Below are 15,291 nucleotides of genomic sequence, written 5' to 3'. Positions count from 1 at the left end.
GAGGCGCGGCTCTGCTCCTCAGGATCGATGTCGGGCTCACGCGCAACCTGAGTGCGCGGAGGGAACCACGACGACTTGCACATCGTCTTCGAAGATGATCCTCCCCGGGTTGGACGACTCCGTTCGTTCGTGCTCGATCCCATACGTGTCTAGCACCTCGAGGTACTCCCCTATGCGCTCGATGAGGTGCTCTGCATCGGCACGAAACCACGACGTGGCCTGGGGATTGAGCAGCGGATCATATACGGACGGATCGGTGTTCGATGGATCCGTGTATCGAGATTCGTACCAGCTGTTCGCTTCTCGCCACCACGACAGCTCGGACTCACTCAGTCTGCCGTCCCTTACCAGCCCGTTCACCAGCGCGAATACCCCTGGCTTGATTCCGCGACGATTGACATGCGTTCCTCGATACCGGATGTAGCGCGTCATGGTGTCGATCCTGACACGGCAGCCGCACTCGGTGCGTGACTATGCAGGCGACTCCCGCGACCCCGGTCTCGATCCCGGCAGGGGCTTCTTTTCCGGCATCACCCGCGAGCGGAGCCGCCAGCGACCGACCTCACGCGAGCTGCATGAGCCTCTCAGGCGTCGGAAACGCGTCGAAGCCGACCTTCGCGTACAGCCCGTGCGCGTCGACCGTCGAGAGCAGCACACGCTTCAGGTTCATCGGCCGCAGCGCCGCGACGACCGACTGTGCGAGCAGGAGGCCGGTCCCCGATCCTCGCGCCGCGGGGGTCACGTAGACATCGCAGAGCCACGCGAACGTCGCCCGGTCTGTCACGACGCGGGCGTATCCGACGAGATTCTCGGCGGCGTCGATCGCGCCGAAGTTCAGCGATCCCCGCGCCGCCGCATCGACGGTCGCACGGCTGCGACCGATCGCCCAGAACGCGTCCTCCGAGAGCCAGCGATGCACGAGGTCGAGATCGATTTCGGCGAGGTCGGTCGTCACGCGAGCTGATGCCATGCGGATCATCTTACGGTCCCCGCCAACAGCCCGCTCACCCCACCCGCAGCGCCCGCAGATAGCGCCTCCGCACGATGGCCTGCGCGATCCGGAGGAGGGGGAACGCCGCGCGCCACGGCTGACGCGGCGACGGCGCCGTGAGCGAGCGCACGGTCAGGACGACCGCGTCGCCGTCGCGCGACACGATGAACGCCTCCTCTCCCGACACCGGGTGCCCCGGCCGCGTCCGATACGAGAAGCCCACGCGCGCGTCCGATGCGTGCACCTCGACGACCTTGATCGGCTCGCGGATCGTCACACCCAGGATCCGGAAGGTGATCGTCTGCCGCGCTCCGGCGCGCACAGGGTCGTCGTCGCCCACCACGAAACCGCTGCGCGTCTTCACCCGCCAGCACAGGACGTCCCGCGACGCCCGGATCCACGCGTCGTCGCCGTCGCCGATGACGGCGGACACCTCAGAGCGGACCCGATCATCGGCGACGCCGATCGGCCACTCGGCCAGCCCGGGCGAGGTCACCGCGCCCCGTCGATCACGGCATCGACGATCGGCGCGTGCCGTGCGATCTGCGCCTCATCCCAATGCCCGAGCAGGATCAGCGTCGCGATCCGGAACACCAGCGCCCGCAGCAGCAGCTGCCGCCACTGCCCATAGCCGTGGTCCTCCGCGAGACGTGCGAGCGGCAGTCCGTGCCAGCACGCCGCATCGACCACCGCGATCGCCGCACCGTATCCGGTCGGGCGCCAATACGGTGCCCAGTCGATGATCGCCGGAGGCCTCCCCTCCGAGAACAGCACATTGCCGAGCAGGTCGCCGTGGACCATCTGGGAGGGCGCGTCGACCGCTCGGTACTCCCCCGCCAGCCTCGCCAGCGTGGCGTCGTCGGGGCGGGTGACCTCCTCCCACACGATCCGGTCGGCGACGCTCCACGCATCGGTCGATTCGTCGAGGAACCCCGGCCGTTCCGCCCCCGTGATCGCCTCATGGAACGCGGCGCCTGCTCGCACCACATCGTCGACCCGCCGCTCGTCGGCCGCGCCGGGGATCCACTCGATCGCCTGCCAGCTCTCGCGCACCCAGCCGCCGCCGGCAGCCGGGATCGGGCGTGGGACGGTGAACGCCTCCGAGGCCGCGAGACGCGTGATCAGCTCGGACTTCCACTCGGCCTCCGCGTCGCCATCGACGGGCCGGAGCACGACGTCGCCCGAACGCCACGTGAGGCCTCGTCCGCCGACGAGCCGTTCGAGGGGATCCGACGCACCGAAGGCGCCGAGCACAACGGCCGATGGGCGGCCCTCGGGCGAATCGGCACTCACACGATGACCCTATCGACCTGCGCCGTCCCGCGGCACGCCCATCACCCGCTGAGACGCCGCGCCTCGGATCCGCGCTGATCCTCGCGCGCCGCCGTTGACCCTCACGCCGCGTGAGCCCCTACCGTCGGATCCCATGACCGTCACCATGATCGACACCGCGTCCGCGATGGCGCGCGTCCTGAACGCTCCCGCGGCCGACCGCGATGACCTCCTGCGCGAGATGTGGCGGCCGATGGCGGGCATGTATCATTTCGTCCCCGGCGGCCCCGATCTGGCCGAGGTGCACCGCCAAAGCTTCGGGTTCCCGCCCGACGCCGATCCGGATCGTGTGCGGGAGGGCCTCGACGCCCTCGTCGCCGCCGATGTGTGGGCGCGCACCACCCGCGCGCTCGAGCACGCGATCGCCGCCCTGCGATCCGCGGATCCCGCCCTCGCCGTGCCCGATCTGACGGTCCTGCTCGTGCTCGGCGACCCGACCAACGCCCACTTCACGGACGAGGTCCAGGGCCTCTCGGCCTTCGGCGGCATCAGCGGACACATCGTCCTCACGCTCTGGCCGACCCTACGCGTCCTCGGCCGGATCGAGGCCATCGCGGCGCACGAGCTGCACCACAATCTGCGCTACTCCCCCGGCGGCGTCGCCTGGGATCCGGCGACCGTCACGGTCGGCGAGCACGTCGTCGCCGAGGGGCTCGCCGACCTCTTCGCCGCCGAGCTGCACGGCGACACCGGATACACGCACTTCGTCCCCGACGAGGCCCGCACGGACGAGGTCCTGGCGAAGGTCGTGGGCGGGCTCGACGTCACGGGCATGCAGGACTTCGCCGCGTGGGTCCTCGGCGACGCCTCGGCGCGCCTCTTCGGCGCCTCCCCCGTCGGGCTTCCGACCGGGGCCGGCTACGGCGCGGGCGTCCGAATCGTCCGCGCCTTCCTCGAGGCGACGGGCGCGACGGCGGCGCAGAGCCTGCGCACGCCCGCCGCGGACATCCTCCGCGTCGCACTCCCCCGGCTCGGATCCACACCTTCCACCTGACGAACCTCTCGGCGCATCGTTGGTTCACACCAACTATTCTGGAATGCATGACCACCGACCACGCTCTCCCGTATCTCTCCGAGAACCCGTCGTGGCTGCTCACCCGCGCACGCCATCGCGCCCACCAGATCGTGACCGATCGGCTCGACGCCATCGGCGCGCGCCGCTACCACCTGCGCGTCCTCTCGGTGCTCGTCGAGCACGGGCCGCTCCCCCAGGTCGCGATCGGTCAGCTCGCCGACCTCGACCGCGCCGACCTCTCCGTCACGGTCGACGAGCTCGAGGCGGAGGCGACCGTCGTGCGCGAACCGGATCCCGGCGACGGCCGCCGCAAGATCGTCCGGATCACCCCGGACGGGCAGGCGCGCGTCGCTCAGATCGGGGCGGCCGCCCGCGCGGCGCAGGAGGAGCTGCTCGCGCCCCTCGACCCCGAGGAGCGCGAGCCCTTCATCGCAGCCCTGCGCAAGCTGCAGCCCTGATCACCCGTCGCGCTCGACCGGCATCCAGAGCTCGCAGCGAGCCGACGTGAAGTCCGCGCTGTGGTCGAGGATCGACACGACCGACGGCCCCGGGCGCAGCCGCCACGGCTGAGACGGGAACCACTCCGTCGCCGTCGCCGCCCACGCCGACTGCAGGGCGTCCGGGTGCGGACCGTCCGTCGTGAACACCGCCCACGGACCCGGGGCGACGACGATCACGTCGAGGTCCTCCGGAACGGGCGACTCGGGTGAGACCGCGACCCCGTGCAGATAGGTCAGCTCGGTTCCCTCCCGGCCATCGGGATCGACATCGTCCGACACCTGGAGGATCCCGCCCGGGGAGGCCGCGCTCAGCGACTTCAGGCGCGCGTGCTCCGACGGCGGCAGCGATTCGATGTGCTCCCGGATCCGCGCGTTCTCTCCGCGATGGATGAGCGGCACGCGGACGGCGTGACCGGCGAAGCGCTCCGGTCCGTGGTCGACGAGGCGATACTGCATGGGTGAACTCCCTTCCACGCTCAGGCGGAACCTGAGCTGCTGCTGACTGAGAAGGGGGCCTCCCGAGCGACGGGCGTCGCCAGGGGTGATGCCGTGCACAGCCCGGAACGCACGCGAGAACGCCTCGGCCGACCCGTATCCGAACCGCACCGCGATCGTGAGCAGGCCGTCCGAAGATCCCGTCACGTCCGCCGCCGCATGCGTCATGCGGCGGCGACGCACGTATTCCGACACCGGCATGCCCGCGAGCGACGAGAACATCCGCCGCAGGTGATACTCCGTCGTGCCGTGGCGCGTGGCCACGGCCGCGAGGTCGATCGCCGCATCGAGCGACGCCTCCACGGCATCGCTCACGTCGTTCAGCGCTGCGAGCATCTGGCTCCCTTCCGAGAGAAGTCTGCTCGGGGCCGCGCCCCGCACACCCGACCGTTCCGGACCGATGCGGTCAGCCCGCGACGTACTCCGCGAGGTGCTCGCCCGTCAGGGTCGAACGCGCCGCCACGAGATCGGCCGGCGTGCCCTCGAAGACGACGGTTCCGCCGTCGTGGCCGGCGCCCGGGCCCATGTCGACGATCCAGTCGGCGTGCGCCATGACGGCCTGGTGGTGCTCGATGACGACGACCGACGTGCCACCGTCGACGAGCCGGTCGAGCATCGCCAGCATCTTCTCGACGTCCGCGAGGTGCAGGCCCGTCGTCGGCTCGTCGAGCACGTACATGTCGGCTCCCTCCGCCATCTGCGCGGCCAGCTTCAGCCGCTGGCGCTCGCCGCCCGACAGGGTCGAGAGCGCCTGGCCGAGGCTGATGTAGCCGAGCCCCACGTCATCGAGGCGCTGCAGGATCCGCGATGCGGCCGGCAGGCGCGCCTCGCCCTCCGAGAAGAACTCGCGCGCCTCCGCCACCGACATGTCGAAGACGTCCGCGATGCTCTTCCCCGCGAGCAGCAGCTCGAGCACATCCGCCGTGAACCGGCGCCCGCCGCAGTCCTCGCACGGCGTCGTCACGCCCTGCATGAACCCGAACTCGGTCGTGATCACGCCGTTGCCCTTGCAGGTCGGGCAGGCGCCCTCGCTGTTCGAGCTGAACAGGGCCGGCTTCGTCCCCGTCGCCTTCGCGAACGCCTTGCGGATCGGGTCGAGCAGCCCCGTGTAGGTGGCGGGGTTCGATCGGATGGAGCCCTTGATCGCGCTCTGGTCGACGAACACGACCCCGTCGCGGCCGGCCAGCTGCTCGTCGACGAGGGAGCTCTTGCCGGATCCGGCGACGCCCGTCAGGGCCACGAGGACGCCCGTGGGGATGTCGACGTCGACGCCGCGCAGGTTGTTGCGCGACGCTCCGCGGATCGCGATCTCCCCCGTCCGCGCGCGGACCGCGTCCTTCACGCGCGCCCGGTCGTCGAGGTGGCGCCCCGTGATCGTCCCGCTGGAGCGCAGCTCCGCGACGGATCCCGTGAAGCAGACCTCCCCGCCCGCCGCGCCCGCACCCGGCCCGACGTCGACGACGTGGTCGGCGATCTCGATCGTCTCGGGCTTGTGCTCGACCACGAGGACCGTGTTCCCCTTGTCGCGCAGGCGCACCAGCAGATCGTTCATGCGCCGGATGTCGTGCGGGTGCAGGCCCGCCGTCGGCTCGTCGAAGACGTAGGTGACGTCGGTGAGCGGGGAACCGAGGTGCGTGATCATCTTGAGGCGCTGCGCCTCGCCGCCGCTCAGCGTGCCCGATGCGCGGTCGAGCGAGAGATAGCCGAGACCGATCTCGACGAACGACGCCAGCAGGGCATCGAGCGCCTCGAGCACCGGGCCCGCCCCCGCCTCGTCGAGGGCCCGCACCCAGGCGAGCAGATCGGTCACCTGCATCGCGCAGGCCTCGCCGATGTGGATCCCGCCGATCTTCGACGTCCGCGCGGGCTCCGCGAGGCGCGTGCCGCCGCACGCGGGGCACGCCTGGAAGGCGACGGCGCGGTCGACGAAGGCGCGCATCGCCTTCTGCAGCTGCTCGCGATCCTTCGAGAGGATCGACTTGCGCACCTGCGGCACGAGCCCCTGATACGTGAGGTTCATCCCGGCGATCCGCACCTTCGTCTCCTCCTTGTGCAGGAGATCGTGCATCTGCTCGTCCGTGAAGTCGCGCACCGGCGCATCCGGGTCGAAGTACCCCGACTCCGCATACATCCGCACGCTCCACCCGCCCGGCTTGTATCCGGGGATCGTGATCGCCCCGTCGTTGAGCGAGAGCGAGTCGTCGATCAGCTCCGTCACGTCGAGGTCGCTCACGCGGCCGGTGCCCTCGCAGCCCGCGCACATGCCGCCGAGCAGGTTGTACTCGGCGCGCTCGCGCTTGGCCGTGCCGGAGCGCTCGACGAGGATCGCCCCCGTCGCCTTCACCGACGGCGTGTTGAACGAGAACGCGTTCGGCGGCCCGATCTGCGGATCGCCGAGGCGGCTGAACAGCGTCCGCAGCAGCGCGTTCGCGTCGCTCGCCGTGCCCACCGTCGAGCGGATGTTCGCCCCGAGCCGCTCCTGGTCCACGAGGATCGCCGTCGTCAGCCCCTCGAGCGAGTCGACGTCCGGGCGCGCGAGCTGCGGCATGAACCCCTGGACGAACGCGCTGTACGTCTCGTTGATCATGCGCTGCGACTCGCTCGCGATGGTGTCGAACGCGAGCGAGCTCTTGCCGGATCCCGACACGCCTGTGAAGACCGTGAGGCGTCGCTTCGGGAGGTCGAGGTCGACGTTCCGGAGGTTGTTCTCGCGGGCGCCGCGCACCCGGATCGTGTCGTGGCGGTCTGCGGGATGAACGGTCGTGTCGGCCATGGACTCGATCGTCGCACGAGCCGTGGTGAGATGGGAGGTATGACCCGAACGCCGCCGCGCCGCCCGCCGTCGGCATGACGGGCGCTCTCACCGGGTTCGCCGTCGTCGGCGTCGCGATCCTCACCGGCTACGTGATCGGGCGCATCGGCCTCCTCGGCGAGAACGGCGGCGCCGTGCTCGGGCGCCTGTCGTTCTTCGTCCTGAACCCCTTCCTGATGTTCGTCGTGCTCAGCGACGCCGATGTGGCGATGCTGTTCTCGTCGCTTCTTCCGGCCTCGGCCGCCGCCGCGGCCGTCATCTTCGTCGTCTACGGCCTGATCGCGAAGCTCGCCTGGCGCCGGAAGTGGGGCGACACCGTCATGGGCGCCCTGTCCGCGGGCCAGGTCAACGGCAACAACGTCGGCCTCCCGATCTCGACGTACCTGCTCGGCAACGCCGCCTATTCCGCGCCGATCATCCTCATGCAGCAGATCGCCCTCACCCCGATCACCCTCGCGGTGCTCGACGCGATCTCGAGCGGTGAGACCAGGTGGTGGCGCGCGATCGCCCGCGTGTTCCGCAACCCCATGGTGATCGGATCCCTGCTCGGGCTGGCCGTCGCCCTCACCGGCATCGAGGTGCCGCCGATCGTGCACGAGCCCATCAGCCTCGTCGCGAACGCCGCCGTGCCGGTGATCCTCATCAGCTTCGGGATGTCGCTGCACGGCCAGCGCGTCCTGACCGCGAAGGGCACCCGGCGCGACGCGCTCCTCGCCACCGCGCTGAAGATCGTCGGCATGCCGATCGCGGCATATCTCCTCGGCCGGTTCGCGTTCGGCCTCGACGGCCACGCCCTCTACGTGGTCGTCGTGCTCGCGGCGCTGCCCACGGCGCAGAACGTCTTCAACTACGCCCAGCGCTACGGCGTGGGGTACGTGCTCTCGCGCGACACGGTGTTCCTCACGACGCTCGGCTGCGTCCCCGTGCTGTTCGCGGCCGCGCTGCTGCTGGGATCCTGATCCCCCGCACGGCGCCGCACCGCCTTCGCGCGTGCGGCGCGCCGCCAGGCGAGGAGCCGGTCGACGACGACCCCGACGACGATCGCGAGCCCGACGCCCACCGCGACGCCGAGCAGCGGCTGGTCCTCGACGAGGCGTCCGGCGACCGTTCCGATCGCAACGGAGTAGGCGGCCCAGGTGGCGGCCGCGCCGAGGGCGAGCAGGACGAACCGCTGCCGTGGATAGCGCACGGCGCCGGCCGTGAGGTTCACGGCGACGCGCCCGACGGGGATGTAGCGCGCCACGAAGATCGCCGATGCCCCGCCGGAGGCGAGCCCCCGCTCGGCCATGTCGATCGCGCGCCGCGCCCGCCCCGTCCGCATCCAGCGGAAGCGCGTCGTCCCGACCGCGCGGCCGATGGCGTAGACGAGGTTGTCGCCCGTGAAGGCGCCCGCGGCGGCCGCGATGGCGATGAGAGCCCAATCCGGCCGTCCCGTCGAGGCGCTGAGGGCGGCCGCGCCGACGATGACCGTCTCGCTCGGCACAGGCGGCAGCAGCCCGTCGAGCACCGCCAGGGCGAACACGATGAGGTAGATCCACGGCGATGCCGCGAGCGCGAGGAGGGAGTCCAGGAGCATGTCCACGTACTGATCCTTTCGTTCAGGCCGCGACAGCGGCATCCGACTGGCTCGTCATTCGCATCGGGGGATATCCCCCGATGGGCGCCGCCCCTGAGCGCGTCACACCGACGGGCACCGTTCCCCGCGTGAGACGCATCGCGGCCGCGGCGAGGGTGAGGCTGATGACAGCGGCCTCGACGTCGAGGCCGAGCACGAACACGACGCCGATGCTCGCCACGGCGAGGACCGATCCGCCGGCCGCGCGCCACGGCGACGACGTCGCGGCCCGCGGGACGATGGGTCGCCGCGTGACGAGGTGGACGAGGACGAGGGTCGCCGCGGCGACGGCTGCGATCCAGGCGGGTCGTGTCGCCCACCACGCGGGCGAGTGCACGGCGGCCGGCTCGGCGCCGGCGACGAGCGCGGCCGCCACGAGCAGGCCCGCGAGGCCCACGATCGCCGGCATGTGCCACAGGTAGATCTCCATGGCGCGGCGGTTCACGAACCCCGTGACGGCGCCGATGCGGGGCCGCAGCGCGAGTCCCCGCAGGGCCGGCTGCAGCACGGAGAACACGCAGGCCTGAGCGAAACCGAGCAGCACGAGCGCCGACGTCGGCGGGTTGAGGTTCGTGTACATATCGGGCGAGAACGCCCCGGCCAGCGCGAGCGACGCCGTGATCATCAGGGCCCCCGCCGCGAGACCGAGGCGCGCGCGGACCGTGTGCGCCGCGAAGCGCCCGTCGGCGAGGAGGAAGCCGAGCTGCTGCATGAGCAGCCAGACGAAGAGGAGGTTCGCGAAGCCGACGCCCTCGATGCCCGACCATGCGCGGGTGACGTCGACCGCGACGACGGCCGCGAGGATGGCGACGAGGGAGGCGACGGGGTGCCGATCGTGCGCCCGCAGCATCGTGGGCACGAGCGACTGCACGAGCAGGAAGACACCGAGGAACCACAACGGCTGCGAGAGGCGGAAGCCCGCCTCCTCGACGAGCGCGTCCGGCACGCCGACGGCACCGAGCGCCGCGAGCGAGACCGCGATCGCGAGCGTCGCCGCGAACGCCGGGCCGAGTAGCCGCTGGACGCGTCGCGCGACGAACCCGCTTGCGGATCCGGCGGATCCGCGCCGGAACGACACCGCGGCCGTCGCTCCCCCGGCGAGGAAGAACAGGGGCATGATCTGCACGAGCCAGCTCACGGGGGCGAACCACGGCTCCTCGAGCGCGTTGTCGAACGACACCTGCCCTCCGGTGACGATGACGCCCGCCATCGTCGCGTGCAGCGCGACGACGACGATCGTGCACGCGGCGCGCAGCACGTCGATGCTGGCGTCGTGCGGATGCGTGACAGCGGCCATGAGAGCTCCCTACGGTGTCGTGAACACCGAGAAGGTAAGCCGCCGCCCGCACCGAGCACATCGGTCTGCGGAGCGATTCCGGCGGCCGGACCCCCCTACCGGAGAGGGAGGCGCGCTCAGGCGGGCGCGACGAGGCCGGCGTCGTACGCCGTGATCACGAGCTGCACGCGGTCGCGGGCCGGCACCTTCTGCAGCAGCTTGCCGATGTGCGTCTTCACGGTCTGCTCGCCGATGAACAGCTCTGCCGCGATCTCTGCGTTCGCGAGCCCGCGCCCGACGAGGGTCAGCACCTCGCGCTCGCGGTCGGTGAGCCCGTTCAGGCTGAGCGCGGCCCGGGACGGGGAGTCGTCGCGCGACGAGGCGAAGCGCTCGATGAGGCGGCGCGTCACGCTCGGGGCGAGGAGCGCCTCGCCCCCGGCGATCACCCGCACGGCCTGCGCGAGCTCCTCGGGAAGCGCGTCCTTGAGGAGGAAGCCGCTCGCGCCCGCCCGCAGCGCCTCGTGCACGTAGTCGTCGATGTCGAACGTGGTGAGCATGAGCACGCGCGGCACGTGCGGCGCGGGACGGTCGGGCTGGAGGATCCGCCGCGTCGCCTCGATGCCGTCGAGCACGGGCATGCGCACGTCCATGAGGATCACGTCGGGCCGCAGCTCGCGCGACAGGCGCACCGCCTCGGCCCCGTCGGGCGCCTGGCCGATCACCCGGAGATCGGGCTGCGCGTCGAGCAGGGCGGCGAATCCCGCCCGGACCATCGCCTGGTCGTCGGCGATGAGCACGGTGATGCGCTCAGACGTCACGCGGCCTCCTCTTCGGCGAGCGGGAGGCTCGCCGCCACCCGGAATCCCCCGGCCGCGGTCGGCCCCGCCTGCAGAGATCCTCGCAGAAGACCGGCCCGTTCGCGCATGCCGACCAGCCCATGTCCGGATCCGCGCGCCGCCGGATCCGCGGCCTCCGGAGCCGGCGCGTTCTGCACCTCGATGAGGAGCGCGTCTGCTCCCGCTCCGCCGACGGCCACGTCGATCCGGGATCCGGGTGCGTGGCGCACGGCGTTGCTGATGGCCTCCTGCACGATGCGGTACGCGGCGACGCCCACCGGCGCGGGGACGGGATCCGGCGGCGCCATGCTCAGGCCGATGTCGGCACCCGCGCGCTCCGTCTCGCTGACGAGCCGCGCCAGATCGTCGAGCGTCGGCTGGGGCGCCCGCTCCCCCGCCTCGTCGTCACCGCGCAGGGCGCCGAGGAGGCGCCGCATCTCTCCGAGCGACTCGCGTGCCGCTCGCGCGATGTCGGAGAACTCGGCCGACGCCTCGGGGCCGGCGTCCGAGACGCGATACGGCGCGGACGTCGCCTGCACCTGGATGAGCGAGAGGCCGTGCGCGACGACGTCGTGCATCTCCCGAGCGATCCGCTGGCGCTCCTCCGCGACGAGGCGACGCTCCGTCTCGGCCTGGCTCACCTCGCGCTCGCGCGTGAGCCGGCCGGCCATGCGGATCCTGTCGGACAGGATCCAGCCGATGACCGACGCGAGCAGACCGACGGCGAGCGCGACGATGGCGCTCGGAAGCGACGACGCGGTGAACGATCCGATGATCGGCAGCGTGATCGCGACTCCCGGCAGGAGGTAGGCGGCGAGGCCGCGACGCCAGTCATGGAGCGTCCAGGTCGCTCCCGTGAGGAAGACGAAGCCGATCATCATCGTGACGTTCCACGGCCACGGCATGGCGCCATCGGCCATCGACAGCGATTCGGCGCCGCCGGCGACGGCGAACACGACGATCGCCACCCAGGGATACCGACGTATCGCGACGAGGGCCGCGACCTGAGCCAGGGGCAGCGCGAGGGCGACGCCGACCGGGATCTCGTAGATCACGGCCCCCACCGGCGCCGCGACCGCGTAGAGCACGACGGCGATGGTCGACGAGATCGAGTACCAGACCGCGCGGGGATGGGTCGTGGCCCAGCGGCTCAGCGCGCCCTTCCGCGCCGGCGGCGCCGGGACGCCGTCCGGGGTCGGTGCGTGATCGGACCGTGCGTGTTCGGGCATGGCGCGATCGTGCCACGCCCGGCGCGATGTCCGCATCACCCCGTGGAGGGATCCTGCGGGTCAGTCGATCGGGGTGAAGCTCGACACATCGCCGCAGATGCGCTCGTTGTCGGCCGGGATCGGATCGATGGCGGCCTGGGCGATCTCGGCCGCGAACTCGGCGACGTTCAGGAGCGTGCCCGCCTCTTCGCGGCGCGCGTCGATCGCGCCGGGGTTGAGGCGGTTGAGCAGGGTCGCCGTGATGGTGCCCTCGATCATGTCGGCCGACACGACGACGAACTCGACGCCCTTCTCCGCGAGCTCGGGGATCCGCGCGCGCAGCGCATCCTCGCCGGCGCGCTTGGACAGCGCGACGGGCTCGTACTCGGGCATCGTCGGCGTCGTGCGGATGAAGTGCGCCTGGTGGCTCGTGACGAAGACGACCCGGGAGCCGGCACCGAGGATCGGGAGCGCCGCGTCGAGGGCGCCGACCTGCGCGTCGCGGTTGAGCCGCATCGCGTAGTCCTCCCCCATGTTCTGCTCCATGCCGCCCGAGGCGTTCAGCACGAGCAGGTCGAGCCCGCCGAACGCGTCCTTCGCGGTCGCCATCATCGAGGCGAGCTGGTCGGCGTCGGTGAGGTCGGCGCCGACGACGAGCGTGCCGACGCCGTGCTGCTCCTGCAGCTCGCGCGCGAGCTTCTCGGCGCGTGGCGCCTTGTTGCGGAAGTTGATGACGACGTTCGCGCCCGCGGCGGCGAGGTATCGCGCCGTGTCGGCGCCGACGCCGCGCGAGGATCCGGTGACGAGGGCGGTCTTGCCTGCGAGGGATCCGGCGGGAAGCGGCTGCGACACGGTGACTCCTGGAGTGGTGCGAGAAGCGGGTCCTCCGACCCTATAACGCGCCCGATCGCCCGCCGTGGAGGCTGCGGCCAATGGTGCGCGGGCGCGGTGATAGGTTCGCGACATGACGAGCCCCGCCGAACGGCACGCCTATCTCCGGGGAGCAGACCATCCGCGTGTCCTCGCGCATCGGGGCCTCGTGACACCGGACATGCGCGATGACGGGATCGTCGAGAACTCCTTCGCCGCGATCGCGGCCGCGCACTCGGCTGGCGCCGAGTACGTCGAGTCGGACTGCCATCTGACGGCCGACGGCGAGGTCGTCCTCTTCCACGACAGCGACCTCGCGCGGGTGGTCGGGGATCCGCGCCGGATCGCGCAGGTCCCCCTCGCGGAGCTCGAGTCGCTCATGGCGGACCGCGGCGGGCTCGCCACGCTCGCCCAGGCGCTCGATGCATTCCCCGATGTGCGGTTCAACATCGACGTGAAGGCCGACGCGGCGGCGGATCCGGCGGGGCGCCTCGTCGCGCCGCACGCCGACCGCGTGCTCCTCACGAGCTTCGATGACGCGCGCCGGCGCCGGGCGCTGCGCTCCGCGCGCGCGGCGGGCGGCGAGCCCGCGACCTCGGGCGGCCGCGGCGTCGTGCTCGGCGCCGTCCTCGCGTCCCTGCTGCCCTTCGAGGGCCTCGTCGCCCGCGCACTGCGGGGGGTCGACGCGCTGCAGGTCCCCGAACGCCAGGGCGTCGTGGCCGTCACCTCGCGCCGCCTCCTCGACGCCGCCCATCGTCAGGGCGTCGAGGTCCACGTCTGGACCGTGAACGAGCCCGCGGACATGCGCCGTCTCGTCGATCTCGGCGTCGACGGGATCGTCACGGATCGGGCGGATCTCGCCCTCGAGACCCTGCGCTGACGACTGCTTCGCGGGCACCCGTTGACCAGGGACCCGCACCGCGCTAGCTTGCGCGTGAAGAGGGTGCCTCTCCCCGCCCGGGGCGCCGTTCCGGGACCGACTGGGGATCTGCTGGGAAAGGATCCGTCCACCGCGGATTTCGGATGATCCGCCCAGCGCAGGACGTTAGACCTGACACCCGACGAGAGGACACGAACATGGCAGATCGAAGCCTTCGCGGTATCCGTCTCGGCGCCCAGAGCCTTCAGAGCGAAGAGGGCGTCGTGTTCATGGAGCGCAAGGAGCACACGTACCTCTGCAGCGCCTGTGGCCGTGAGACGACCCTGATGTTCGCGGCCGACGCCGAGGCCCCGGCCGCATGGGAGTGCCGCACCTGCGGCGCCGAGGCCGTTCTCCAGACGCCCAAGGGCGCCGCCGAGATCGACCGCTCGAACGACAAGACGCCGCGCACCCACTGGGACATGCTCCTCGAGCGCCGGTCCGTCTCCGAGCTCGAGCAGCTCCTGGCCGACCGGCTCGAGTACATCCGCGAGCGCCGGGGCGAGGGTCAGGACCCGACCAAGGACACGAAGAGCAAGAAGAGCGCCTGACGGCGCGTGTGACGCTCGATGACGCCGAGCATTCCGCTGTCGGAATGCTCGGCGTCGTCGTTCGCCGGCGGATCCCCGTAAGCTGTCGGTCATGACGAAGGCACCTGAGCGCGCGATCGGAATCGACATCGGCGGGACCGGCATGAAGGCCGGCATCGTCGATCTCACCGAGGGCTCCCTCGTGAGCGACCGCGTCCGCATCCCGACCCCGAAGGGCGCGACGCCCCCCGACGTCCTCGCGACGGCGAAGGAGCTCGTCGGGCTCCTCGGTCCCGACGCGGCGGACCTCCCGATCGGGGTGTGCTTCCCCGCCATCGTGAAGAACGGCGTCACGCTGTCGGCGGCGAACGTTTCGGACGATTGGATCGGCCTCGACGCCGACAAGCTGTTCAGCGAGACGCTCGGCCGCGACATCCACTTCGTGAACGACGCCGACGCCGCCGGCCTCGCCGAGCTGAAGTTCGGTGCCGCGAAGGGCCAGCCCGGCCTGACGATCATGACGACGCTCGGCACGGGCATCGGCTCGGCCTTCCTCTTCGACGGCAAGCTCGTCCCGAACGCCGAGCTCGGACACCTCGAGCGCAAGGGCGAGAGCATCGAGCTGTGGGCATCGGCGTCCGCGCGCGAGCGCGACGACATCTCCTGGAAGGACTGGTCGAAGCGCCTCCAGGAGTTCTACGACCACGTCGAGTTCCTCTTCTCCCCCGACCTCATCATCGTCGGCGGCGGCGTGTCGAAGAACCCCGAGAAGTTCCTGCCGCGCATCGAGACGCGCGCCCCCATCGTCACGGCAGAGCACCGCAACAACGCCGGCATCATCGGCGCCGCGAGCCTCGTCCTCGGCTGAGCACCGGGAGCAGGCCGGTTCATG

General features: G+C 71.3%; 17 protein-coding genes. 6 read left to right on the top strand and 11 right to left on the bottom strand.

Features of this window, described 5'->3' with window-relative positions; all coding sequences use genetic code 11:
* Nucleotides 1–36: 36 nt before the first annotated feature.
* The 4 genes from GB932_RS05990 to GB932_RS05975 form a co-directional block, all read right to left on the bottom strand.
* Nucleotides 37–432 (bottom strand): hypothetical protein, encoded by a 396-nt coding sequence (locus tag GB932_RS05990; RefSeq protein WP_197517321.1) that lies wholly within the window; start codon nt 430–432, stop codon nt 37–39.
* Between the two features lie 130 nt (nt 433–562).
* Nucleotides 563–970, bottom strand: a complete 408-nt coding sequence (locus tag GB932_RS05985) for a GNAT family N-acetyltransferase (RefSeq protein ID WP_156759754.1) — start codon at nt 968–970, stop codon at nt 563–565.
* 34 nt (nt 971–1,004) lie between these two features.
* A complete protein-coding gene (locus tag GB932_RS05980) occupies nt 1,005–1,487 on the bottom strand; it encodes a DUF1990 domain-containing protein (protein ID WP_156759753.1) in 483 nt (160 codons plus the stop codon).
* Nucleotides 1,484–2,284 (bottom strand): hypothetical protein, encoded by an 801-nt coding sequence (locus GB932_RS05975; RefSeq protein WP_231916014.1) that lies wholly within the window; start codon nt 2,282–2,284, stop codon nt 1,484–1,486. Before GB932_RS05975 ends, GB932_RS05980 begins: the two co-directional genes overlap by 4 nt.
* A 133-nt stretch (nt 2,285–2,417) precedes the next feature.
* On the opposite strand from GB932_RS05975, the gene GB932_RS05970 reads away from it, so the two are divergent.
* Nucleotides 2,418–3,317, top strand: coding sequence for a DUF2268 domain-containing putative Zn-dependent protease (locus tag GB932_RS05970; RefSeq protein ID WP_156759752.1), 900 nt, complete (start codon nt 2,418–2,420; stop codon nt 3,315–3,317).
* A 47-nt stretch (nt 3,318–3,364) separates the two neighbouring features.
* Complete coding sequence (locus GB932_RS05965; RefSeq protein WP_156759751.1) at nt 3,365–3,796, top strand: MarR family winged helix-turn-helix transcriptional regulator; 432 nt, start codon at nt 3,365–3,367, stop codon at nt 3,794–3,796.
* Here GB932_RS05965 and GB932_RS05960 read toward each other — a convergent pair whose 3' ends face one another.
* Both GB932_RS05960 and GB932_RS05955 read right to left on the bottom strand, forming a co-directional pair.
* Nucleotides 3,797–4,669 carry an AraC family transcriptional regulator gene (locus tag GB932_RS05960; protein ID WP_156759750.1) on the bottom strand — a complete coding sequence of 291 codons (873 nt, stop codon included), beginning with the start codon at nt 4,667–4,669 and terminating at the stop codon, nt 3,797–3,799.
* A 70-nt stretch (nt 4,670–4,739) separates the two neighbouring features.
* Nucleotides 4,740–7,106, bottom strand: a complete 2,367-nt coding sequence (locus GB932_RS05955; protein ID WP_156759749.1) for an ATP-binding cassette domain-containing protein — start codon at nt 7,104–7,106, stop codon at nt 4,740–4,742.
* 74 nt (nt 7,107–7,180) lie between these two features.
* Between GB932_RS05955 and GB932_RS05950 the strand changes: the two genes are divergently transcribed.
* Nucleotides 7,181–8,104 (top strand): AEC family transporter, encoded by a 924-nt coding sequence (locus GB932_RS05950; protein ID WP_156759748.1) that lies wholly within the window; start codon nt 7,181–7,183, stop codon nt 8,102–8,104.
* Here the strand turns inward: GB932_RS05950 and GB932_RS05945 are convergent.
* The 5 genes from GB932_RS05945 to GB932_RS05925 all read right to left on the bottom strand — a co-directional run bounded on the left by GB932_RS05945 (nt 8,005) and on the right by GB932_RS05925 (nt 12,932).
* Nucleotides 8,005–8,721, bottom strand: a complete 717-nt coding sequence (locus GB932_RS05945) for a DedA family protein (RefSeq protein WP_231916029.1) — start codon at nt 8,719–8,721, stop codon at nt 8,005–8,007. The genes GB932_RS05950 and GB932_RS05945 overlap by 100 nt on opposite strands.
* Nucleotides 8,722–8,743: 22 nt before the next feature.
* Nucleotides 8,744–10,057, bottom strand: a complete 1,314-nt coding sequence (locus tag GB932_RS05940) for an acyltransferase family protein (protein ID WP_156759746.1) — start codon at nt 10,055–10,057, stop codon at nt 8,744–8,746.
* Between the two features lie 116 nt (nt 10,058–10,173).
* Nucleotides 10,174–10,854: a response regulator gene (locus tag GB932_RS05935; protein WP_306769934.1), complete on the bottom strand. Its 681-nt coding sequence runs from the start codon at nt 10,852–10,854 to the stop codon at nt 10,174–10,176.
* Nucleotides 10,851–12,101 carry a sensor histidine kinase gene (locus GB932_RS05930; RefSeq protein WP_197517320.1) on the bottom strand — a complete coding sequence of 417 codons (1,251 nt, stop codon included), beginning with the start codon at nt 12,099–12,101 and terminating at the stop codon, nt 10,851–10,853. The genes GB932_RS05935 and GB932_RS05930 overlap by 4 nt, the downstream gene beginning before the upstream one ends.
* A gap of 60 nt (nt 12,102–12,161) precedes the next feature.
* Complete coding sequence (locus GB932_RS05925; RefSeq protein ID WP_156759744.1) at nt 12,162–12,932, bottom strand: SDR family oxidoreductase; 771 nt, start codon at nt 12,930–12,932, stop codon at nt 12,162–12,164.
* Between the two features lie 112 nt (nt 12,933–13,044).
* Here GB932_RS05925 and GB932_RS05920 point away from each other — a divergent pair, with 112 nt between their 5' ends.
* The 3 genes from GB932_RS05920 to ppgK all read left to right on the top strand — a co-directional run bounded on the left by GB932_RS05920 (nt 13,045) and on the right by ppgK (nt 15,267).
* Nucleotides 13,045–13,830 carry a glycerophosphodiester phosphodiesterase family protein gene (locus tag GB932_RS05920; protein ID WP_156759743.1) on the top strand — a complete coding sequence of 262 codons (786 nt, stop codon included), beginning with the start codon at nt 13,045–13,047 and terminating at the stop codon, nt 13,828–13,830.
* 197 nt (nt 13,831–14,027) lie between these two features.
* Nucleotides 14,028–14,420 carry an RNA polymerase-binding protein RbpA gene (locus GB932_RS05915; protein ID WP_156759742.1) on the top strand — a complete coding sequence of 131 codons (393 nt, stop codon included), beginning with the start codon at nt 14,028–14,030 and terminating at the stop codon, nt 14,418–14,420.
* Between the two features lie 91 nt (nt 14,421–14,511).
* Nucleotides 14,512–15,267 carry a polyphosphate--glucose phosphotransferase gene (ppgK, locus tag GB932_RS05910; RefSeq protein ID WP_156759741.1) on the top strand — a complete coding sequence of 252 codons (756 nt, stop codon included), beginning with the start codon at nt 14,512–14,514 and terminating at the stop codon, nt 15,265–15,267.
* The last annotated feature ends 24 nt before the right edge of the window (nt 15,268–15,291 follow it).

The organism is Microbacterium karelineae (genome assembly GCF_009745985.1).
GTDB lineage: Bacteria > Actinomycetota > Actinomycetes > Actinomycetales > Microbacteriaceae > Microbacterium > Microbacterium karelineae.
The sequence above is the reverse complement of the archived record's forward strand: the minus strand, read 5'-3'. Positions and strand labels throughout refer to the sequence as shown.